This window comes from Pedobacter sp. G11 (assembly GCF_003860265.1).
In the GTDB taxonomy this organism is placed as follows: Bacteria; Bacteroidota; Bacteroidia; order Sphingobacteriales; family Sphingobacteriaceae; genus Pedobacter; species Pedobacter agri.
The window spans coordinates 1,929,051-1,950,365 of record NZ_CP034190.1; the positions used below are offsets into that span (position 1 = coordinate 1,929,051).

Here is a 21,315-nt window from a genome sequence, read left to right on the forward strand (position 1 = left end):
ATTTATTGATGCTAATCTTCTGCATCATCGTATTTGTTCTTTGCTTTTTTATCCTTGCTCAAATCTTTTCCTGCAATGCAAATTACAAATTCTCCTTTTAAAGTATTGTTTTCGAAGTGAGATTTTATTTCTGATAAAGTTCCGCGAACGGTTTCTTCAAACATTTTAGTTAATTCTCGGCTTACTGAAGCTTGTCGCTCAGCGCCTAAGTATTGTGCAAATTCTTCAAGGGTTTTTAGTAAACGGTGCGGACTTTCATAAAGTATAATCGTACGTTCTTCTTCAGCTAATTTTTTAAACTTTGTTTGCCTTCCTTTTTTTACCGGAAGAAACCCCTCGAAACAAAAAGCATCGGTCGGTAAGCCTGAGTTGACTAAGGCCGGTACAAAAGCGGTAGCACCAGGTAAACACTCTACAGCAATATCATTTTTTATCGCTTCGCGAACGAGGAAAAATCCTGGATCGGAGATAGCAGGCGTTCCGGCATCTGAAATCAACGCTATTTTTTGTCCTTCCTGTAAAAACTTTATAATTTCTGAAGTAGCCTTATGCTCGTTATGCTGATGATGGGAAAAAACACGTTTATCAATGCCAAAATGTTTGAGCATTGGTGCACTTGTTCGGGTATCTTCAGCCAAAATTAAGTCACATTCTTTTAAAACACGGATCGCCCTAAAAGTCATGTCTTCCAAGTTGCCGATTGGCGTGGGTACGAGAAATAGTTTGCCCATTTTGATTTTCGATTTTAGATTTCCGAATTACGATTGCCATACGTATAGCTAAATTTAAGATTTCGATTTGCGGATTGGGTTAACCATGGGCATAAAAATCTAAAATCGTAACTCGTAATTCGTAATCAATCTTATCTTTGTAAAAAAATTAAATAATGCTGCAAGTTAATTATATCCGTGAAAATAGAGAGAAAGTTTTAGAACGTTTAAGTGTACGTAACTTTAAACAACCAGAGTTGGTAGATGAGGTTATTAAAATTGATGAAGACCGCCGTTCCACTCAAACCACTCTTGATCGTATTTCCGCAGAAGCAAATGCAGCCGCCAAACAAATTGGCGATTTAATGCGTGCCGGGAAAAAGGATGAGGCTGAAGCCATTAAGGCACAAACAGGTTCACATAAAGAAAATATTAAAAACCTTACTGAAAAGTTAAATGAGTTGGAAACTGCTCAGTTTAATGCTATAGTACAGTTACCAAATTTACCTTATGATTTGGTTCCAAAAGGTTCAACGGCCGAGGAAAACGAAGTGGTTTATTTACACGGTGCACCTGCCGAATTACCAACCAAAGCCTTACCGCATTGGGAACTGGCTGCAAAATACGACATTATTGATTTTGAATTAGGCGTAAAAATTACTGGTGCCGGTTTCCCGGTATATAAAGGAAAGGGAGCCAGGTTGCAACGTGCTTTGATCAATTTCTTTTTGGATCATGCTATTGAAGCTGGATATAAAGAAATGCAGGTACCTCATTTAGTTAACGCAGCATCGGGTTTCGGAACCGGCCAGTTGCCAGATAAAGAAGGACAAATGTATCATTCAACCATTGATGATTTATATTTAATTCCAACGGCTGAAGTTCCGGTTACAAATTTATACCGCGATGTAATTGTTAAAGAAGAAGATTTGCCGATTAAAAATACAGCTTATACACCATGTTTCCGCAGAGAGGCAGGTTCTTATGGCGCCCACGTTCGGGGTTTAAACCGATTACATCAGTTCGATAAAGTCGAGGTGGTTCAAATTACTCATCCAGATAAATCGTATGAAACACTGGAAGAAATGAGTCAATACGTTCAGTCACTATTACAAGAACTTGGTTTGCACTATCGAGTATTACGTTTGTGCGGTGGCGATATGGGCTTTACTTCTGCCATGACTTACGATATGGAAGTTTGGAGTGCCGCACAAGAGCGTTGGTTAGAAGTATCATCTGTATCAAACTTCGAAACTTACCAGGCCAACCGCTTAAAGCTTCGTTTTAAAGGTAAAGAAGGTAAGGCACAATTGGCGCATTCATTAAATGGAAGTGCCTTGGCATTGCCACGTATTGTGGCGTCTATTTTAGAAAACTATCAAACTGAAAATGGAATAAAAATTCCTGAAGCATTAGTAAAATACACAGGTTTTGATATGATTGATTAGAGCCTGTATCGATTCTCCTCGTCAAACAAAGATATAAGCCCATAAAAAAAGCTTTGCATCACTGCAAAGCTTTTTGTTTTTATAGGTAGATAATGTTTTTCTGATTATAAAATCAAAATCAATAATAAGATGATGATGATAATGGCACCAACTGAAAGATAAACACCTCCAGAAACTGCACGAGCCTGACCTTTCAATTCTCTCAACTCGCTACGTAATGCCTTACGTTCTGCTTTTGTAAGGTTTGATTTGTCCATGTCTCTGATTTCTTCCACACGGGTTTTAATTCTTTCTAATTGTGCAGATTGCTCAGCTGTAAGTTCAGTTGGGTTTTTAGCCGGCTTGTTAGCTGCTTGTACCGAGTTGAAACTAATGCCTAAAGTGAAGATCAATGCTAAAGTGTAAACGAATTTTTTCATAATAATTAAATTTTTAGTGTTTCGATGTCTACGTAACAAAAAACCTACCAAAATGTTTCTGGTAGGTTTTAAATCTTATTTTTTAGCTGTTAAATCTGGACTCAACTCAAATACAACATTTACTGTGAAATTTAGCTTAATCTTTTTGAAATCAATTTCAGGTGCTGCATCTGCCGACTCCGCCATTGCCGATTTCATCATGTAATTTCTATAAACGGGTTGTATAATATTGTCGCCACCATCTTGAATCTCAATTACACCGTTCAGTTTGTTTCCAAGAGCTTCAGCCATGTAAGTTGCTTTTTCTTTTGCCGACAATAATGCTTTAATTTTTAAATCCTTTTTTAAGCTTTCTATTTTTGAATAATCATAGCTTTCGATATTGGTGTTAGCAATTCCTTTTGCATCAATTTCTTCTAGAATGGCATTGAATTTATTTAAATCTGCAACTTTCAAACGGTATTGTTTACTGGCTAAAAAATCAGGATTTTTCTTTTTCTCTGTCGCGTAGTTCCAGCTGCTTAAATTGCTGATGGTTAGATTTTCCTTCGCAATACCTGCTTTTTGAACAGCAGCATAAAGTTGCTTCTCTAACTCCGTGATCTCTACTTTTTTCTTGCCATTTAAATACTCTTTTAACGAAATACCAATGTAAATGATGTCTGGTGTAACCTCTGTTTCTGCAGAACCGCTCACGCTAATTTTTCTGCGTAAATCTACTTGTTGAGCCATTGCCGATGAAAGGCCCAAAAATGCAACGAGTGCAATTGCTATTAACTTTTTCATAATGTTTTTTCTTTGTGTGTGCTGTTATGATGTGCGTGAAGCACAAATTCCACACCGAAAATTTTAAATTTTTATTTTTTGATAAATTAATGCCGTTGATTTATGGTCATTCTAGCACCTATTAAACGATCAAAGCGGCGAGAGACAGGCGTGGATGTGTTTCACCTTAACGAAAATGTAAATTATTAGCACATCCCATAGGAACATTTGGTGAACGTACACTTGTTGCAAAAGTTAATAAGCGCATCTTATTTGCCATCTAAACCCGACAGAGCGGTTAGCCCGGAATGGAGCATAGCGAAATGAGGACTAGTAGCGATGGCGGGACTGGACTTGCCGAAGCCAACTGAAACCTGATTTTCTTGAAATGAGTAGTAAAGGAAAAGGAAAAATTGCGCTAGGTTTTATCATTAATAGACGGAATTATATTGTTATAAAACCTTGCGCAGCAGAAATTTTCTGCATAATTTTTACGGTGCCCGTTTGGGTGTGTGGAGAACTAAACTTTAGAAACTTTAACTGCAGTTGGTCCTTTTTGGCCCATTTCTACCTCGAAAGTAACTTTGTCGCCCTCTTTAATTTGAGTTACGCAACCATTGGCGTGAACAAAAATACTATCTTGGGTTTCAGTGTTTTTAATGAAACCATAACCTTTACTGTCGTTAAAGAAAGTTACTGTTCCTTTTTTAACCGGATTTTCGTCAATGATATCTTCTTGTCTCGAAATACCAATCTGGATATCTTCTGTATTGATTACTTTCTTCTTTTTCGGATCTGGTGGAGTAGAAGAGATGTTTCCGTTTTCGTCAACGTACGCCATCATATCTTCAAGCGCTAAACCTTTTTTTGCATTAGCCTGACGCTCTTCCTTTTTCTCTTGTTTGTCTTTTTGTTTTTTTAGTCGTTTTTTTTCGTTCTCTTTTTTACTGTATGTTGCCTGAGATTTAGCCATATATATTTACTTGTTTTGTTTTTTTAAAAGATGAGTGGAAATGGAGATGAATGCAAATATAACAATACTAAAACTAAAACACGACTTTATTCCATTAAGCACTAACGGTATCTGCATAAGGCTTCGCTTATGTCATTTTTAGGTGATTTGCGAATAGATATTACCTGTTCTTCCATTTAACTTTATCAATTTGATACTCGAAATTCCATTTTACTGGTTCGCCATAGTAAGCTACTTCGATTTCACCGACCTTTACCGCACCTAGTTTTTCGGTTGCTTTTTGAGATCGATAGTTCGTGGCGCCAATGTGCAAAATCACTTTTTCAACAAATTGAAATGCATAATCTAACATTAGTTTTTTTAAGGCAGCATTCTGTCCCTTGCCCCAAAAATCGCGACCAATAAAAGTATAGCCTACCGCAACAGAGTGATTTTCTTCATTGGGTTCATAATATCTTGAACTACCAACTACATTGCCGCTGGCCTGATCGTAGATGATAAAAGCGCCTTTAGATTCCATAGCGCCCTTAAAAAAGTTTTCGAAAACATCACGTTTATACCGATCCTTGTTTGGATGTTGCTCCCAGATAAGTGGGTCGGAGGCAACTGCATATAACTTTTCAAAGTCACCGGCTTTCAAAGGAACGGCCCTAATCAGCTCATCTTCCAGGGTAGGTTGTAAATCGAAAATCATTTCTTTTGATATAAAAAAGGCTGGCTAATCAGCCAGCCTCATAAACTATTTAACGGTACAAATTTTGAAAAAGCTCCATACGGCAACTAATCTACCAGTCCCTCAATTTCTACCACCTCATTTGCTTCTTTTTGGTAATCTACTTTAGCAATTTCGAAACCAAAAAGACTTAAAAAATCGGAGCGGTAACCTGGTAAATCGCCAATAGCAGGTAGCGTTTCGGTTGTAGCTTCTTCCCAAAGTTGAGCAACTTTAGTTTGTACATCGTCACGCATTTCCCAATCATCTATTCTGATTCTTCCCTTTTCGTCAACAGGAACTTCGCCGCCCGTATATAATCGCTCAGCATATAAACGCTGAATCTGTTCGATTGTACCTTCGTGAATACCTTCTTCTTTCATTATTTTGTACAACAATGAAATGTATAAAGGAATTACCGGAATAGCAGAACTAGCCTGTGTAACCAAAGCTTTGTTTACTGAAACGTATGCTTTACCATTAATATCTTTCAACTGATCAGCGATGGTAAATGCTGTAGCTTCTAAATCATCTTTAGCACGGCCAATGGTGCCTTTACGGTAAACCGGTTCAGTTAATTTAGGGCCGATGTATGAATAAGCAACGGTTGTAGCACCTTCAGCCAACAGATTTTCTGCTTTCAAAGCATCAATCCACATGGCCCAATCTTCGCCACCCATTACGGCTACGGTATTTGCAATATCTTCTTCAGTTGCAGGCTCGATAGAAATTTCACTCACATTGCCCGTATGAAAATCGACCGTTTTATTGGTGTATGTGCCACCAATTGGTTTTAGTGTAGAACGGTGTAAAACTTCGGTATCAGGGTGTTTTCTTACCGGCGAAGCTAAACTGTAAATTACTAAATCAACCTGACCTAAATCGGCTTTAATTAACTCAATGGTTTTTGCCTTAATTTCCTTCGAGAAGGCGTCGCCATTAATACTTTTCGCATATAAACCAGCGGCATGTGCTTCCTTTTCAAAAGCTGCACTATTGTACCAACCTGGAGAAGCTGTTTTGCCTGCCGAAGGTGCTTTTTCGAAAAATACACCAATGGTAGCAGCATCCGAACCGAAAGCTGCGGTAATTCTGGATGCCAGACCGAAGCCTGTTGAAGCACCAATTACCAATACTTTTTTAGGCCCGCTAATCGCACCTTTTGATTTAACATATTCAATTTGGTTCTTTACGTTTTGAGCGCAACCATCAGGGTGTGCAGTCAAACAAATAAAGCCCCTCATTCTCGGTTCAATAATCATTTTGTTCTTATTTTACGTTTTGTAATGTCGAAATTAGCTCTTTACACTGTGTTGTAAAGACCAAATCTTTAACGAAGATAAATTTTTAATTCCTTACGGCTAAATGAAATTTAAATAATGCTTGCTATGGCATAACATTAAAGTAAAGATATTGTTAAAGTAATATTAATTAAATGTTAATAGAAGTCTTTCTTAGAATTCTATTATTTTAGCGGCACACAGATAAACCGAATATATTTATGAGAAAATTAATACTTTCCACACTTTTTTTACTGGGGATAACTGGAAAGCTTTTTGCTCAAACACAATACCAAAATTCAGGATGGTTCATGTTTGTTAACAACACCAAATTTAATGAGAAATGGGGGTTGCAATTTGATGCCCAAATTCGTTCTGCTGATGATTGGGATCATGTGCGAAATACTTTAATCAGACCAGCTTTACAATATTTTATCAATAAAGATCATAATGTGGCTTTGGGATATTTATGGCAAACTACCCAAAACCAGGTGCAGGGTGCTTCGAATACTTTCCTTCATGAACACCGTATTTTTGAACAGTATATTTTTAATCATAAACTCAGCTCTATTTTTGCCAGCCATAGGGTAAGGGTAGAACAACGTTTTATAGAGCGTACCAATGAGGATGTTTTTGCGCAACGCTTTCGTTATTTCTTCAGACTCATTCAACCGCTACAAAAAACAGCGGCAACGTTCGATCGGGGTGTATTTGTAGCCTTGCAGAATGAGGTTTTTTTGAATATTCAAAATAAAGATCGAATTAACAAAAGTGTTTTTGATCAAAACAGGCTTTATCTCGCCGGTGGCTATCGGTTTTCAAAAAAGATAGATCTGGAACTTGGCTACATGAATCAGGCGGTGAAAAACACAACAAACCATACCAACAATAGCATCGTACAATTTGCTGTTTACACCAGATTCTAATTTGTTATTAATGTTTCAAAGTCATTTTTTGTAAATCGGCAACTACAAAATGTTAAAGATGTTGTAATTGATAGCGGTTTTTGCTCAATTTGCGCCGTGAAAAAATTCTCGATCCTATTTTTAGCACTCTTGTTTGGCAAGCGGATGCATGCACAAGAGTTGAAAACTTCTTCTATCAACAATACACCTAGTTCAAAAAGTTTATTCAACCCAGAAAACAAAAGAAACTTTTCCCGGAAAGGAGATTTTTATTTCCATTGGGGTTATAATAATTCATGGTATGGTAAAAGTGATATCAGATTTCAGGGGCCGAATTATGATTTCACGCTGCATGATGTAGCGGCACACGACAGGCAATCGAAACTCAATTGGTCATATTTAAACCCGAGTTTAATTACCGTTCCACAATATAATATTCGCGTAGGTTACTTTATTAAAGATAACTACAGTATATCAGTCGGCTGGGATCATATGAAATATGTAATGGATATCCCTCAAGCTGTTGCCATTACCGGAACCATCGGCGCAAATATTACACCCGAAAATGTATCTACAGGAGCCATGGCCGGAACATACAATGGTCAAACCATTAATGTTAAAGAAAACATGTTAACTTATGAGCATACCGACGGTTTTAACTATGCCAATGTAGAATTGGAGCGGTACGACGATATTTGGGTTGCACCTGGTGGAAATACATCTTTAACATTAGAAACAGGTATTGGAGGGGGACTAATGGTTCCACGAACGGAAGCTCATCTTTTCGGTTTAGGCAGAAACAACCACTTCAGTATTTCAGGTTATGGTGTATCTGCTAAAATTGGATTGAAATTTTATGTTTGGAAACATGTGTACCTGCAAAATTCTACCAAATTCGGGGCAACTAATTTAACCCGGGTGCATACCACCGGTTACGATGAATTTGATAAAGCAAGCCAGAAAATAAACTACATTGAAAATTTAACGGTTATTGGTGTGCAATTTTAAGTTTACTAATCATTTAAACCTTTACCACTAAGTATTTGCTGTATGTACTTTTCTACTCTGGAAGTTCTGGTTTTTGACTGTTTGGGGGCTGAAAAGTAAATATGATAAGCCCGCTGGCGGCCAGGTGTTAATGCGTTAAAAGCAGCTTTCAAGTTTGGGATATCCGCGAGTTTACTTTCGAATTCCTCCGTGAGTTTCATTTCTTCGTGCGCTGCGGCTTCCACTTTTAATCCTGTCTTTTCAATTTCAATAGCTTCGAAAATATTGGCCTTAATAATGGCCTGCATTGCGATAATATCTTCCTTATTAGTAAATCGGATCTGCCGACCTACACGTGTGTTTTCGCCTGTTTTAACTAAAATACCATTTACATTGCTCATTAACATCCCTTTAAAAAACAACAGGGCACAATAATCTTTAAAACCCTGGATAACGATAATGTTTGTTCCCTGGAAAATGTAACAGGGTTTACTCCATTTTAATTCTTCAGTTAAACCGCAGTCGAGCAGGATTTCTCTCAATTGCAACATTTCTTTCTGCCATTTTTTTGCAGTGGTAAAAAATAGGTCAACTTGGGGATTAGTATTCATTATTTTATTGTTGTTTCGCTTTGATGGTCGGCCAATTTTGTACAAAGTAAAGTTATCATTTATTCTCTCGGATGAATTGCCATCATATTTCACTGCAGATCAAGCATTTTCTTAATGAGCACAACCTGCCCAAGGTGATAATAACTGTGTTCAATTACACCTTCAATATTTCGTAAATAGGTGTCGTATTTTTTATCGATGAATATTTCATCTAAACGACTGTTGTCGAGCGCTAAAACTGCGTTTGCAAATTTTTCCGCATTGCTGATGAAATCCTTCACGAGATTATTCCAATCTTCCGCTGATGTGATCGGCTGGAGATCGAAACTAAACCGATCATTAATTTCGAGTTTACCGTTTTCAAAAGCTTTCAACAATCCATCTAAATAATAATTAATATGAAAGGTAAGCATTGCAATTGAATTTATGTTGCCTATTTTTTGAACGGCTTTTTCCCAGTTTTCATTAATTATCTGTTCTTTAAAATTTGTATTGGCAATCCACTTTCCATTTAAAAGAACCTCTCTTATTCTATTTGCAAGGAATAAATTTCTTGTCATTAGTGATTTACTTTTGAATATTTTAACTCAGATAATTTAATACATAAAAATTGAAATCGCCAGAAAATCCAAATTTATCCTCAGGCTGTGCCGTATAAACCCGATAAAGTGGAAAGCCCACAGAGAGGAACGTGCGAGAACTTGAAACGATAGCGGGACTAACGCTAAAATAAATACGCTAATTGCTTTTCGAAAAAAAAAACGCCCCGAATTTCTCCGAGGCGTTGAAAATAAATGTTTAATCCTTAAATTTTTCTAACTCTGCCAGAGCCGATAATGGTTTTGTCTACAGTAGCATTTCCAGAATAATTAACGCTTCCTGAACCGCTGATGACTGCCCTGATGGATTGATCTGCCTTAATGTTAACTGTTCCTGAACCACTGATCGTCGTAGTTAAATCATTTACTGCAAGGCCTTTCCCCTCAAAAGCCCCTGAACTGCTAATCACGACTTTCGCACGATCTGCACTTCCGGTGATATTTATCGATCCTGAACCACTGATTACACCGTTGTAGTGATCAACATCTGCAGTTGCTTTGATGCTTCCAGAACCACTCACGGAAGTTGTTAAATCAGTCATGCTGATTTTTCCGTTAACCACCATGTTTCCAGAACCACTCATGGTTAAGCTGGCCAATTCTCTTGCCGATACGTAAGCCGTTATTTTTTTGCCCTCATATTTTCTAGACCAGCTGGTTACGCTGTTTTGAGGACGAATAATTAACACATTTCCTTTGACTTCGGTAATGATGCTTGCGATGGCTTCGGAATCACCTTCCAATCGGCAACTTTCTTTACTGCCCAATGTAACCACAACATTTATCGGCCCAGCAGAGGCAATGCCGTTAAAATTTCTGACGTCTCTATCATCATCGCTATGTTTTGATGAAGTGATGTTGATTTGGTCATTCGCCATTGCATTAATACTTGTTAACAGTGTCGATGCGGTGAACAAGAGTGTGAATAGTTTTTTCATAGGTATAATTTTTCTACCATTTAAGGATCGACTTAAACTGGTTGTGACTTAAATTTTGTTTATAAGACGATCATTTTATTGAAAAGTTGCATCAGCGAAGAAATTTGATGGATTTTTTTCCAGCTGATACAGTTATTTAATCTCTCCGTTAAAATGTCTATCCCTTTTTGATGTCGATGTAAAACGCTGGATCGTTTTTGAAGTTATCAGCAGTTATACTGGCATCAACTTTAATCGTTTTCCAATCATTTGTGGGTTTGATTAAAGAATAGGTGCCGTTCTTTAAGGTTACTCTCACAGGCATATCAAAGCCCTTTACATCCGTTAGCCAACGGTACGACAATATTCCCTTATCAATTTTATATTCCAATACCGGGATTTTAGTGTATCTCAGATATTGATCGAAAACTTTATCGAGCTTTAACCCACTTTGTTTTGCGATGTAATTTTCAATTTCAGCAGTGGTTACGGTTTTATGATAGAAAGTTTTGTTTAAACCACGCAAAATTTGCCTGAATTTTTCATCGTTATTGATTAGCTGGCGAATGTTATGAATTAGGTTTGCACCTTTTGGATACATATCTCCCGAACCTTCTTTGTTGACACCATAAGGGCCTATAATTGGAATATCATTGCTAATTCCTCTTCTAATGCCAATCACATATTCATCAGCTGATTTTTTACTATCAGTACATTCTGTAAAAAGTGTTTCAGAATAATTGGTAAAACCTTCATGTACCCACATATCAGCAATATCTTTGCTTGTAATATTGTTTCCAAACCATTCATGCCCGCTTTCATGAACTGTTATAAAATCCCACTTCAAACCATGGCCTGTTCCGCTCAAATCTCTTCCTAAATAGCCTTTTTTGAATTGATTGCCATAAGCCACTGCACTTTGATGCTCCATACCTAGATGTGGCGCTTGTACCAATTTGTAGCCATCTTTATACCAGGGATAAGGACCAAACCAATATTCGAAGCACTTCAACATGGGTTTCACATCGGCATCCCAATGCGGACGAGCTTTAGCGCTATCTACTTGCAAAGCCCAGTAATCAATGCTTAGTTTTCCGTTTTCACCGTCAAAGCTATCCGTCCAGTGTGCATATTTTCCGATATAAAAAGATACATCGTAGTTGTTAATCGGGTTGCTTACAAACCAATTGTATTGCTTGTACCCATCAGGCTTTTCCACTGTGCTTCTTAATCTGCCATTTGAAACTTCCTGCAAGATATTTGGTACGCTAATGCTGATGAGCATGCTGTCTACCTCATCGCTTTGATGATCTTTATTAGGCCACCAAACACTGGCGCCAAGGCCCTGGCAGGCGACAGAAACAAAAGGATTGCCCGCCGAATCTTTCTTGAAAATAAAGCCGCCATCCCACGGTGCGTTTTTAGCCACCCGCGGATTCCCGGAGTAAAAAACCGTGAATTTATCTTTACTTCCTTTTTTGATGGTTTTAGGGAAGGTTACAAAAACAGCATTGTACTCACGTGAAAACTTCAAATCACCGCCCTGGTAAACTACTTTTTCTACTTTTAAATTGTCGAAAAGGTCAAATTGTAGTTTATTGAAATCCTGGGTGGCGGTGAATACAAACTCATTACTTCCCGCTACAGATTTCTGATCGATATCAATTTTAACATCTAAATGGTAATAGTTAATGTCGTAACAGGTACGAAGAGGCGTGAGTGTTCCACGTAAACTATCTGCTCTTGAGTTCACCTGGTTTTTGCCAAGCATTTGTGCCTGAGCATTTGTCATGCAAAGCGCAATAGCTAAAACTGTAAGTATTTTTTTCATTTAATATTTATTTACGTCATTGCGAGGCACGAAGCAATCTCACAAACAAATTAAGTGCGATCGAAATGGAGATTGCTTCGTACCTCGCAATGACGATCGCGTTTATCAAATTTACTTTAAAACCGATACCGTAACAAAAGAGCTGTTATTCACATCATGATAAATTCTATGTGTTGCCTTTTGAAAATCGCCTGGTTCTGCCTGATAAATATCCATAAATTTTTGTGGATTTCGATCGGCTAACGGGAACCAGGAATTTTGAATCTGGATCATCATTTTGTGTCCTTTTTTAAAGGTGTGCGCTACATCTGGCATCGGGTAATTCACTTTAGTAATTGCACCAGGCGTGAAGGCTTCGGGTTTTTCGAAGCTGTTGCGATACTTTCCACGCATAATTTCTCCGCGTACCAACATCTCATAGCCTCCCATTACCAAATTTTTAGGGTTAGGATTTGGGTTTGGCGCATCTTCAGGATACACGTCAATTAATTTTACCACGTAATCAGCGTCAGTTCCGGTGGTAGAAACTACGAGATTGGCTAATACAGGGCCAGTTATCGTAATATCTTCAGTTAGTACATCCGTTTGGTAAGTTTTTACATCCGGTCTGCGGGCTGCAAAACGCTGATCATCGATCATATATTCCCGGGTTCTTTTGGCCTGAACGCCGTCTTGGTAGGGAACAGGGTTGTTTGGGTCACTCACATATTCATCCCAGCTATCTGTTCTTTTCACCTTTTCAAAACTTAGTTTTCCATTAGGTTGTAAATAAAGGTTCTTGCTTTCCACATCTCGTGGTGGCCAGCTGGCGAATTTTTTCCACTCATTCGAGCCTGTCACGAAGATATTAGCTTCAGCTGCATTAAATTCGCCTTCTCCCTTTAAGTAATGTTTGAAGAAAGGCAGCTCGAATTGCGTTTGATAATCTATACTGGTTGTTTTTCCGAATTGAATATCGCCAAAATACGAACCATCGCTGCGAACCCAGCCACCATGAAACCAAGGGCCGGCAACTAAAATATTATTTGCACCCGGATTTTGTTTTTCAATAGCTTTGTAAGTATCGAAAGTGCCATAAGCATCTTCTGCATCAAAGAAACCACCAACCACCATAACCGCTGGTTTAACATTTTTTAAGTGCGGAGTAATTAATCTTGCTTTCCAAAAAGTATCTAAGTTTGGATGTTTGAACAAGTCGTTCCAAAACTTAATGCTATCGGCAAAGTATTTATCCTTTAGGTTTTTTATCGAGCCTGATTCTAAATAAAATCTGTAATTATCCTGAATAGGAAATTGAAGACCTTTCGGACCTTTATCAGGTGTGATCGGTTGTGGTCGCGGAACACCGAAGCTGCTCATGAAGCTGAACGCATCCATTAAAAATAAAGTTCCACGATGGTGAAAGTCGTCGCCCATGAACCAGTCGGTTACTGGCGCCTGTGGAGAAACAGCTTTTAGTGCAGGGTGTGCATTGGGTAATGAGGTAGTAGAATAAAATCCCGGGTAAGAAATTCCATAAATTCCTGCCTTGCCATTATTATTTTTGATGTTTTTAACCAACCAATCAATGGTATCATAAGTATCGGTACTTTCGTCAATAGCTGTCTTGCCTTTTTTTGTGGTTTGCGGACGAATATCCTCAAAAATACCTTCACTCATCCATCTTCCCCTTACATCCTGATAAACGAAAATAAAGCCTTCCCTCATCATCGCAGGGAAATTTCCTAAACTCAGCTTGTATTTATCCTCTCCGTAAGGTGCTACAGTATAAGGAGTTCTGTTAATTAGGAAAGGAAATTTTTTGGTTTGATTTTTGGGTAGGTATATCGACGTGAAAAGTTTAACCCCATCTCGCATGGGGATTTGGCGTTCTATTTTGGTGTAGTTTTCTCTAACAAAAGCCGAATCAGTTTGCTGAGCCAACAATTCATTAGAAACAAACAGACAAAATAGAAAACAAAAAAATCTTAAAAAGTTCATTTGGGATTAGTTTTAGAATAATAAAATTTAAATATAGGCGATTAAGAATTGATTAGAAAAAACATCCCGTAAAAGGTTTGTTAGCTGTGAAATTGGCTTGGTCATGATTTTATCAAAATTTAGTTAAATGATGTAAAGGCGTAATCTTTCATCATTTTTCATCGTCATACAGATATTAAATTAAACACATACATGAAAAGGTTATTAAGTAAAGGATTGTTGGTTTTTGCTGCAGCAGCGATGATTACAACTTTAAATGCGGAAGATGTTCTTGCTCAACGGCCAAGTAGAGCAGGTGGGGGCGGAGTTTCAACTGGAGGTGGTCGCTCAGGTTCGGTTTCACCCTCCAGAGGTGGATCTATATCCAGAGGGCCATCTGTTCAAACACCAAACAGAAATGGTTATGCGCCGAGGTCCAGCGGTGGAGTTATCAGATCTGGCCGTTCTGATTATAGCTATAACCGGCCAGGCTATCGCCCGGGTATTGGTTATAGATTTGGATATGGCAATCGCCTGGGTTATGGAAGAGGTTATTATCGTCCATATTATAGTTATTACAATTTTTACAGACCGTTTTTAGGTTTTCGAATTGGCGTATTGCCGTATGGGTATTATCCGTTTAGTTATGGGCCTAATCAGTTTTATTATTCCGGAGGTTTATTTTACCAGCAAAATAACAATCAATACGAAGTGGTGGTGCCACCGGTTGGTGCAGAAGTACCAAACCTGCCACAAGACGCAAATTTGGTTACTATTGATGGCGTAGATTATTACGAATATAAGGGCGTTTATTATACTGAGGGGCAAAATGCTGATGGTGCAACGGTTTATATTGTAGCAGGAAAAGACGGGATTTTGAATACCACCGATGGGCCGGTTGATACCCATCAAATTGGCGAAATTATTGCCCAACTGCCAGAAGGCTGTAGGGAAGTAACCATCAAAAATGAGAAATATTTTGTTTCTCCAAATGATGTTTATTACGAAGAAGTAGTGGATGGAAACAATATTTCTTATCGTGTGATCGGGAAATTATTCTAATTACTCAAAGTAAATACATTAAAGCCGTTTCATGTTTTTGGAACGGCTTATTTATTTCATCAATTTCGATACTTTTGCAATAAAAAAAGCAATTTGAAAAAAATACCTTCTAAAATCTCCCTTCTCCTTTTTACTCTTGCAATTATTCTAAGCGCTTGTTCCACAACAAAAAATGTGGCGAAGCAAAAGGAACGCAATATTTCATCAATCAAATTTTTAAGTGAGTACATCATGCCACTTAATGGTACTTTTCAAAATACATTGGTTGGGGGGTTATCCGGTATCGATTACGACGAACAGAATGATCAATACTATATGATCAGTGATGATCCATCACAGTTTAGTCCGGCAAGGATTTACACTGCAAAAATTGCCATCAAAGACAATGAAATAGATACTGTTCAGGTCACTGGAGTAACATTCATATTGCAGGAAGATGGAACCCAATATCCCAAATATCAATTTGGTAAAAACTCAAAAGCCGATGGAGAATCCGTTCGTTACAATCCAACAAAAAAAACTTTTGTTTGGAGCAATGAGGGGGAAAGATTGTTTCGCAAAACTGATACAACCATTGTTCAGCCCGCTTTAACTTTTATTTCTACGGCAGGAAAATACCTCGATACCGTTCTATTGCCTGCTGGTTTCCACATTACCAAGCAAAATTATGGTGTGCGTAAAAATGCATTTTTTGAGGGATTAAGTTATGCTGATCAGTACAACACTTTGTACGCCAGTTTGGAAGAGCCACTTTATCAGGATGGTCAACAATCTCACTTTGAGTTTGATGGAGCATTAACCAGAATTTTAAAATTTGATGTAGCAAATAAAAAAAATGTAGCTCAGTATGCCTACAATTTGGATGCGTTACCCATTAAACCCACGGTTGAAAGCGACTGGAATTTAAATGGTATTTCTGAAATACTGGCCATAAATAATCATACGCTCATAGTGATGGAACGGGCCTGGGCAAAAGGGCGGGATGATCATTCATTCGTGAAACTTTATTTGGTTGACTTGAACGGAGCGGAAAATGTAATCAACAATTCCTCATTCCTAAAAAATCCACCTAAACCACTAACTAAAAAATTACTTTTTGACTTTGATAGTTTAAATATGCACATCGATAATATTGAAGGAATTACGTTTGGTCCGAGATTGGCTAACGGACACGAATCATTAGTTTTTTGTGTAGATAACAATTTCGGTAAAACGCAGATTCAACAATTTTTTCTATTTGAAGTTGTAAAATAGTCAGAATTCCATAGTCGGGTGAAGAAGTTTAAAGAAAATTTTTGCGATTAGAAAAGGTATTAAATCTGTGAAATACAGTAAGCAGTGATCAAAATGAAGGAACGAATGAGTAAAATAAAAGCATTATTATTTGATTTAGATGGAACATTAATCGATTCAGAAAAATTTCATTTTAATTGTTGGAATGAGTTTTTGGATCAATATGGGGTAACACTCGATTTTAAAGATTGGTTAAGTAATTATGCAGGAATTCCTTTACCCCAAAATGCCAATACAATTATCAAAAAGTATAAAATTACGGAAGCGCTGGATGGCTTTATTGAAAGGCGTGAACAATTAACTTTTGAGGGATTCAGAACAAAAGATATTGAACTGATGCCTCATGCTTTAGATTTTGTAAAGTATTTTTATGAAAAAGGATTGACCCTTGCGGTAGTTACAGCAAGCCCCAGAATGGATGTAGAAGCGGTTTTTGAACGAAATGGTCTGGCTAAATATTTCAAACTTTTTATTACTCGAACGGATGTTTCGAAAAGCAAACCCGACCCGGAAAGTTATAATATCTGTGTAGAAAAATTGGGTTTGGCAAAAGAAGAATGCATTGTGTTTGAAGATACCTTAAATGGCGTAAAATCTGCAGTTGCCGCAGGAATTACTTGTTATGCGATTCAGAATAATATCAGGGCACATCAAAAATTAAAAATTGCCGATCAGCTATTCTTAAATTTCTCTCACGTGAAAAATTACATTTTGGAGCAGGGAGTGCTATCCTAATCAGTTAAACTTATCGCTTTTAATTTACGACACCACAGATTTGCCATCTTCTAATATTGGAAATTAGAATGGTATTAAAGATTTTTTGTGCAATCCATTTTCATTGTAAAATTGTGCTTTTTGTGCTTAGTGTTTAAGCTTTTGACTTTCAGCTTTCCGCCTTTTTTACCTACATTTGGGCAATCAAAATTCTAAAGAAATTATGCAATACGATGTCGTTGTTATCGGTTCAGGGCCGGGCGGTTATGTTGGCGCAATCCGTTGTGCTCAGTTAGGTTTAAAAACTGCAGTTATAGAAAAATATAAAACTTTTGGAGGCACTTGCTTAAACGTAGGTTGTATTCCATCTAAAGCTTTGTTAGATTCTTCTGAGCATTTCCATAACGCTGCTCATACTTTTACAACCCACGGTATCAACTTAAAAGATTTAAAAGTTGATATGAAACAGATGATCGCCCGTAAAGACGATGTTGTTGCTCAGAATACGGCCGGTATTACTTATTTATTCAAAAAAAATAAAATTGATTCTTACGTAGGTGTTGGATCTTTTGTAGATAAAAACACTGTTTTAATTACTAAAGAAGACGGTTCTACCGAAACTTTAACGGCTAAGAATGTAATCATTGCCACAGGTTCTAAACCAACTGCTCTGCCATTTTTGCCAATTGATAAAAAACGCATCATTACGTCAACCGAAGCTTTAAATATTAAAGAAGTGCCAAAATCGATGGTTGTAATTGGTGGTGGTGTTATTGGTTTAGAGTTAGGTTCTGTTTATGCCCGTTTAGGTACTAAGGTTTCTGTGGTTGAGTTTTTACCATCGATCATCGCTACCATGGATGCGGGTTTAGGTAAAGAGCTTCAGCGTGTGCTTAAGAAAAACTTAGGCATGGAGTTTTACATGGGGCATAAAGTTACCGGCGCAACTACAAAAGGCAAAACCGTTACCGTTACCGCTGAAACACCAAAAGGTGAAACCATTTCATTAGATGCTGATTACTGCATTGTTGCGGTTGGCCGTACAGCTTACACTGAAGGTTTAGGCTTAGATAAAATCGGAATTACCGTAGAAGAACGTGGTAAAAAAATCCCTGTGAACGAACACTTGGAAACATCTGTTAAAGGTGTATATGCCATTGGAGATGTGATTACAGGTGCTATGTTGGCGCACAAAGCAGAAGATGAAGGAACTTATGTTGCTGAAACTATTGCCGGACAAAAACCGCACATCAACTACAATTTAATTCCGGGTGTAGTTTATACCTGGCCAGAAGTTGCATCTGTTGGTTTAACCGAAGAGCAATTGAAAGAAAAAGGAACAAAATACAAAGCAGGTTCGTTTCCATTCAAAGCAAGTGGTCGTGCGAAAGCAAGTATGGATACCGATGGTTTCATCAAAGTTTTAGCTGATGCTTCTACTGATGAAGTTTTGGGCGTACACATGATTGGGCCACGTGCTGCGGATATGATTGCCGAAGCCGTAATCGCAATGGAATTCCGTGCTTCTGCAGAAGATATTGCCCGTACTTGTCATGCTCACCCAACTTATACTGAAGCGTTGAAAGAAGCTGCATTAGCGGCTACTGATAACAGAGCAATACATATTTAATTAGAAAACCCGGGTTTGTGTCATCACAAACCAAACTCAAATACCAAGCCGATGAGTAATTATCGGCTTTTTTTGTTGCCCTTACGCTTTGTTTTCTGCTACGTTACTATTCTCCAGAACCTGATATAGTTGAAAAGCATAGCTCAATTATTTTATTGTATTAAAATGATAAATACATCTTTCAATTGCCAATTGATTTAAGGAACTTTGCGGCACAATCCCGTTCATATAAAAAAACAAGTTTTGGAAGACACAAAGGCAAATTACGAAAGTTTAAATCAGATAGAAGTTAAACCCTTGCCCGCTCAGAGCTCTCCAAACAGAATTCGTTTAGCTGTTTCATTATTTTATTTTGGGCAGGGTATTGCATTTGCATCCTGGGCCAGCCGAATTCCTGATATCAAACACAGCTTAAATTTATCAGATGGAGAATTAGGTAGTATCCTGTTGGCACTGCCACTGGGACAATTGGTTACCATGCCCATTTCTGGTGGTTTGGTAACTAAATACGGAAGTAAAGCAATTCTTACCATCACTGCTCCCTTGTATGTTTTAGCTTTAAGCAATTTGGGTTTAGCAACTGCTTCCTGGCATTTGGCAGCTTTTCTTTTCCTGTTCGGTGTGATTGGCAATATGTGTAACATCGCCGTAAATACGCAGGGCTCTGAAGCAGAAAAACTATTTGGCCGCCCAATTATGACCTCCTTTCACGGTGCCTGGAGTATTGCCGGCTTTACCGGGGCACTGGTCGGATTGTTAATGGTTAACCTTCATATTGTTCCCTACCATCACTTCTGGATAATTGTTGCGCTGATTTTCATCAACGTATTTTTAAATTACAAACATCTTGTTCCCGGTAAGGGCACCGGAGCAGAACGCAAAGGAAAATTATTTATCAAACCTGAAGGGATACTTTTACAATTAGGTATCATTGGTTTTTGCAGTATGGCTACCGAAGGGGCAATGTTCGATTGGAGTGGCGTTTACTTTAAGGAAATTGTTAAAGCACCATCATCATTGGTTATTTTAGGTTACGCATCATTTATGGTGATGATGGCCACTGGAAGATTTGTAGGCGATAAAATCATCGCAAAGCTAGGCCGAAAAAAGACCATCCAAATTAGTGGGTTGATCATATCAACAGGAATGTTTATTTCGGTTTTTTTACCTTATGTAGTAACCGCCACAATTGGTTTTATGTTAGTTGGAGTAGGCGTTTCGAGTATTGTTCCTACAGTTTATAGCGTTGCTGGAAAAAATGGCAAAATCTCTGCAGGGATGGCGATTGCCATCGTTTCAAGTGTGAGTTACTTAGGCTTTTTAATGGGCCCGCCGTTAATCGGATACATTTCAGCTTTATCTAGCCTTCGGTATTCTTATGCTGTAATTGGATGCTTTGGGTTATTTGTAAGTTTCCTGGTTAGCAAAATGAAAGCTATTGAGTAGGCGGATTTTTAGTTAAGCTATCTTTCTGAATTACCGGATTATCTTTTTTGATGAGTCCGTGTTCTTTCAATGTTGCGATAGCCAGTTCGATCAATCTTAAATTTTCTTCCTGATGTCCGTGTTGCACCTCTACATTAATATACGGAATATTCTGTTGCATGGCGTAAACCGATAACGAACCATCATTTTCTGCGAATTTTGATTGCAGAATTACGTTTATATTTGCTTTTTTCAAACTCGTAAATAAGCGTGGTTCGGTAACATAAAGTAAATCATCGCCATCCATCCCGAAGTTGATAAATACTGAATCAGCTGTGCTGGATAAATCATAACCCGGAAGGTAAGAGGAAATGCCAAATCCTCCATCGGCATTGTTATGCAAAGTTAAAATGTAACCCAACGACTTTGGGTCGTAAAAGTCCACAATCTGCTTGCCGGCATCTAAGATCAGTTTCTCTACTTCGTTTGAACTGAAATAATCTTTTTTTAATCTGCTGCTTACACCTCGTTGGGTATAAATCGCGTTTGGGTCGATGCGATATTGATCATCCATGTGGCTAAAAACGTAATCTCTCACACCTCCATATTGGCTGTCAATCAGCTCGCCGCCGCTCCAGCGGATGTAATCAAAACCTGCTTTTACACCTGTATCTTCATTATCATGAACCACTAAAAACCTCACACCATTGGGTTTGTATGAATATTTTACAAGGTTGATATTTAGATCGGAAATTTTAATGAAGGATGAATCGGTGGTCATTGCTGCAAAAACCGGAGGGTGCTGGGCTTTTGCCAAAAAAGATGCGCTGACTAAGATGAGGGATAAAACAACTTTAAGCATACCTCTAATATACAATGTTGGATATTATTTTGTTTGACACACAAGATATTGCACCTCATTTTGTTCTTAAACGGGATGGAAGCGGTATCCTTTTATTACACAAGTTTTAAATTTAGGATTGCTTTCACAAAAAGATTTAGCGAACAGCCCGGCTGCAGTAAGCGAAGCGTACCAAAGTACCTTTACTAATAAATATTAATAAAAAAGGTCGCC

The 21,315-nt window shown here is 37.9% G+C and carries 20 protein-coding genes; 8 read left to right on the forward strand and 12 right to left on the reverse strand.

The features are described 5' to 3' along the window. Nucleotides 1–11: 11 nt before the first annotated feature. Nucleotides 12–731 (reverse strand): 16S rRNA (cytidine(1402)-2'-O)-methyltransferase, encoded by a 720-nt coding sequence (rsmI, locus tag EA772_RS08425; protein ID WP_124912458.1) that lies wholly within the window; start codon nucleotides 729–731, stop codon nucleotides 12–14. A gap of 155 nt (nucleotides 732–886) precedes the next feature. On the opposite strand from rsmI, the gene serS reads away from it, so the two are divergent. After that, nucleotides 887–2,158: a serine--tRNA ligase gene (serS, locus tag EA772_RS08430; RefSeq protein WP_010601330.1), complete on the forward strand. Its 1,272-nt coding sequence runs from the start codon at nucleotides 887–889 to the stop codon at nucleotides 2,156–2,158. Between the two features lie 104 nt (nucleotides 2,159–2,262). Here serS and EA772_RS08435 read toward each other — a convergent pair whose 3' ends face one another. The 5 genes from EA772_RS08435 to fabV form a co-directional block, all read right to left on the reverse strand. Beyond that, nucleotides 2,263–2,577, reverse strand: a complete 315-nt coding sequence (locus EA772_RS08435; RefSeq protein WP_010601331.1) for a hypothetical protein — start codon at nucleotides 2,575–2,577, stop codon at nucleotides 2,263–2,265. Nucleotides 2,578–2,652: 75 nt separating this feature from the next. Beyond that, on the reverse strand, nucleotides 2,653–3,363 hold the full coding sequence (locus tag EA772_RS08440) for an SIMPL domain-containing protein (RefSeq protein WP_010601332.1): 711 nt from the start codon (nucleotides 3,361–3,363) through the stop codon (nucleotides 2,653–2,655). 499 nt (nucleotides 3,364–3,862) lie between these two features. Further along, nucleotides 3,863–4,315, reverse strand: coding sequence for a cold-shock protein (locus EA772_RS08445; RefSeq protein WP_010601333.1), 453 nt, complete (start codon nucleotides 4,313–4,315; stop codon nucleotides 3,863–3,865). A gap of 160 nt (nucleotides 4,316–4,475) precedes the next feature. Beyond that, nucleotides 4,476–5,009, reverse strand: coding sequence for a GNAT family N-acetyltransferase (locus EA772_RS08450; RefSeq protein WP_124912460.1), 534 nt, complete (start codon nucleotides 5,007–5,009; stop codon nucleotides 4,476–4,478). Between the two features lie 86 nt (nucleotides 5,010–5,095). Beyond that, the gene (gene fabV, locus EA772_RS08455; protein ID WP_124912462.1) at nucleotides 5,096–6,289 is read right to left on the reverse strand and encodes an enoyl-ACP reductase FabV; all 1,194 of its coding nucleotides are present in this window, start codon (nucleotides 6,287–6,289) and stop codon (nucleotides 5,096–5,098) included. A gap of 239 nt (nucleotides 6,290–6,528) precedes the next feature. On the opposite strand from fabV, the gene EA772_RS08460 reads away from it, so the two are divergent. Both EA772_RS08460 and EA772_RS08465 read left to right on the forward strand, forming a co-directional pair. Next, a complete protein-coding gene (locus EA772_RS08460) occupies nucleotides 6,529–7,233 on the forward strand; it encodes a DUF2490 domain-containing protein (RefSeq protein ID WP_124912464.1) in 705 nt (234 codons plus the stop codon). A 96-nt stretch (nucleotides 7,234–7,329) separates the two neighbouring features. Further along, nucleotides 7,330–8,220, forward strand: a complete 891-nt coding sequence (locus EA772_RS08465; RefSeq protein WP_246834074.1) for a hypothetical protein — start codon at nucleotides 7,330–7,332, stop codon at nucleotides 8,218–8,220. A gap of 5 nt (nucleotides 8,221–8,225) precedes the next feature. On the opposite strand, the gene EA772_RS08470 is transcribed toward EA772_RS08465, so the two are convergent. The 5 genes from EA772_RS08470 to EA772_RS08490 form a co-directional block, all read right to left on the reverse strand. Beyond that, nucleotides 8,226–8,810 carry a YdeI family protein gene (locus EA772_RS08470; protein WP_124912466.1) on the reverse strand — a complete coding sequence of 195 codons (585 nt, stop codon included), beginning with the start codon at nucleotides 8,808–8,810 and terminating at the stop codon, nucleotides 8,226–8,228. A gap of 89 nt (nucleotides 8,811–8,899) precedes the next feature. Continuing rightward, on the reverse strand, nucleotides 8,900–9,370 hold the full coding sequence (locus EA772_RS08475; RefSeq protein WP_124912468.1) for a DUF1572 family protein: 471 nt from the start codon (nucleotides 9,368–9,370) through the stop codon (nucleotides 8,900–8,902). Nucleotides 9,371–9,615: 245 nt separating this feature from the next. Next, nucleotides 9,616–10,347, reverse strand: coding sequence for a head GIN domain-containing protein (locus EA772_RS08480; protein WP_124912470.1), 732 nt, complete (start codon nucleotides 10,345–10,347; stop codon nucleotides 9,616–9,618). A 157-nt stretch (nucleotides 10,348–10,504) separates the two neighbouring features. Continuing rightward, the gene (locus EA772_RS08485; protein ID WP_124912472.1) at nucleotides 10,505–12,157 is read right to left on the reverse strand and encodes a M1 family metallopeptidase; all 1,653 of its coding nucleotides are present in this window, start codon (nucleotides 12,155–12,157) and stop codon (nucleotides 10,505–10,507) included. Between the two features lie 111 nt (nucleotides 12,158–12,268). Continuing rightward, a complete protein-coding gene (locus EA772_RS08490) occupies nucleotides 12,269–14,137 on the reverse strand; it encodes a CocE/NonD family hydrolase (RefSeq protein ID WP_124912474.1) in 1,869 nt (622 codons plus the stop codon). 192 nt (nucleotides 14,138–14,329) lie between these two features. Here EA772_RS08490 and EA772_RS08495 point away from each other — a divergent pair, with 192 nt between their 5' ends. From EA772_RS08495 to EA772_RS08515, 5 genes are all read left to right on the forward strand, one after another. Further along, nucleotides 14,330–15,178: a DUF6515 family protein gene (locus EA772_RS08495; RefSeq protein ID WP_124912476.1), complete on the forward strand. Its 849-nt coding sequence runs from the start codon at nucleotides 14,330–14,332 to the stop codon at nucleotides 15,176–15,178. Between the two features lie 93 nt (nucleotides 15,179–15,271). Beyond that, entirely contained in the window at nucleotides 15,272–16,432 is a 1,161-nt protein-coding gene (locus EA772_RS08500; RefSeq protein WP_148093294.1) for an esterase-like activity of phytase family protein, read from the forward strand. Nucleotides 16,433–16,537: 105 nt separating this feature from the next. Further along, nucleotides 16,538–17,206 (forward strand): HAD family phosphatase, encoded by a 669-nt coding sequence (locus EA772_RS08505; RefSeq protein WP_168187506.1) that lies wholly within the window; start codon nucleotides 16,538–16,540, stop codon nucleotides 17,204–17,206. Nucleotides 17,207–17,408: 202 nt separating this feature from the next. After that, the gene (gene lpdA, locus EA772_RS08510) at nucleotides 17,409–18,815 is read left to right on the forward strand and encodes a dihydrolipoyl dehydrogenase (protein WP_116170526.1); all 1,407 of its coding nucleotides are present in this window, start codon (nucleotides 17,409–17,411) and stop codon (nucleotides 18,813–18,815) included. Between the two features lie 243 nt (nucleotides 18,816–19,058). Further along, nucleotides 19,059–20,261, forward strand: coding sequence for an MFS transporter (locus EA772_RS08515; RefSeq protein ID WP_124912482.1), 1,203 nt, complete (start codon nucleotides 19,059–19,061; stop codon nucleotides 20,259–20,261). On the opposite strand, the gene EA772_RS08520 is transcribed toward EA772_RS08515, so the two are convergent. Then, entirely contained in the window at nucleotides 20,251–21,102 is an 852-nt protein-coding gene (locus tag EA772_RS08520) for a hypothetical protein (RefSeq protein ID WP_124912484.1), read from the reverse strand. The two genes, EA772_RS08515 and EA772_RS08520, sit on opposite strands and share 11 nt — an antisense overlap. Between the last annotated feature and the right edge of the window lie 213 nt (nucleotides 21,103–21,315).

What these genes read in the sequence shown, in the direction of transcription:
- rsmI (WP_124912458.1), bottom strand. Translation starts at nt 731, where the DNA reads ATGGGCAAACTATTTCTCGTACCCACGCCAATCGGCAACTTGGAAGAC.
- serS (WP_010601330.1), top strand. Translation starts at nt 887, where the DNA reads ATGCTGCAAGTTAATTATATCCGTGAAAATAGAGAGAAAGTTTTAGAA.
- EA772_RS08435 (WP_010601331.1), bottom strand. Translation starts at nt 2,577, where the DNA reads ATGAAAAAATTCGTTTACACTTTAGCATTGATCTTCACTTTAGGCATT.
- EA772_RS08440 (WP_010601332.1), bottom strand. Translation starts at nt 3,363, where the DNA reads ATGAAAAAGTTAATAGCAATTGCACTCGTTGCATTTTTGGGCCTTTCA.
- EA772_RS08445 (WP_010601333.1), bottom strand. Translation starts at nt 4,315, where the DNA reads ATGGCTAAATCTCAGGCAACATACAGTAAAAAAGAGAACGAAAAAAAA.
- EA772_RS08450 (WP_124912460.1), bottom strand. Translation starts at nt 5,009, where the DNA reads ATGATTTTCGATTTACAACCTACCCTGGAAGATGAGCTGATTAGGGCC.
- fabV (WP_124912462.1), bottom strand. Translation starts at nt 6,289, where the DNA reads ATGATTATTGAACCGAGAATGAGGGGCTTTATTTGTTTGACTGCACAC.
- EA772_RS08460 (WP_124912464.1), top strand. Translation starts at nt 6,529, where the DNA reads ATGAGAAAATTAATACTTTCCACACTTTTTTTACTGGGGATAACTGGA.
- EA772_RS08470 (WP_124912466.1), bottom strand. Translation starts at nt 8,810, where the DNA reads ATGAATACTAATCCCCAAGTTGACCTATTTTTTACCACTGCAAAAAAA.
- EA772_RS08475 (WP_124912468.1), bottom strand. Translation starts at nt 9,370, where the DNA reads ATGACAAGAAATTTATTCCTTGCAAATAGAATAAGAGAGGTTCTTTTA.
- EA772_RS08480 (WP_124912470.1), bottom strand. Translation starts at nt 10,347, where the DNA reads ATGAAAAAACTATTCACACTCTTGTTCACCGCATCGACACTGTTAACA.
- EA772_RS08485 (WP_124912472.1), bottom strand. Translation starts at nt 12,157, where the DNA reads ATGAAAAAAATACTTACAGTTTTAGCTATTGCGCTTTGCATGACAAAT.
- EA772_RS08490 (WP_124912474.1), bottom strand. Translation starts at nt 14,137, where the DNA reads ATGAACTTTTTAAGATTTTTTTGTTTTCTATTTTGTCTGTTTGTTTCT.
- EA772_RS08495 (WP_124912476.1), top strand. Translation starts at nt 14,330, where the DNA reads ATGAAAAGGTTATTAAGTAAAGGATTGTTGGTTTTTGCTGCAGCAGCG.
- EA772_RS08505 (WP_168187506.1), top strand. Translation starts at nt 16,538, where the DNA reads ATGAGTAAAATAAAAGCATTATTATTTGATTTAGATGGAACATTAATC.
- lpdA (WP_116170526.1), top strand. Translation starts at nt 17,409, where the DNA reads ATGCAATACGATGTCGTTGTTATCGGTTCAGGGCCGGGCGGTTATGTT.
- EA772_RS08520 (WP_124912484.1), bottom strand. Translation starts at nt 21,102, where the DNA reads ATGCTTAAAGTTGTTTTATCCCTCATCTTAGTCAGCGCATCTTTTTTG.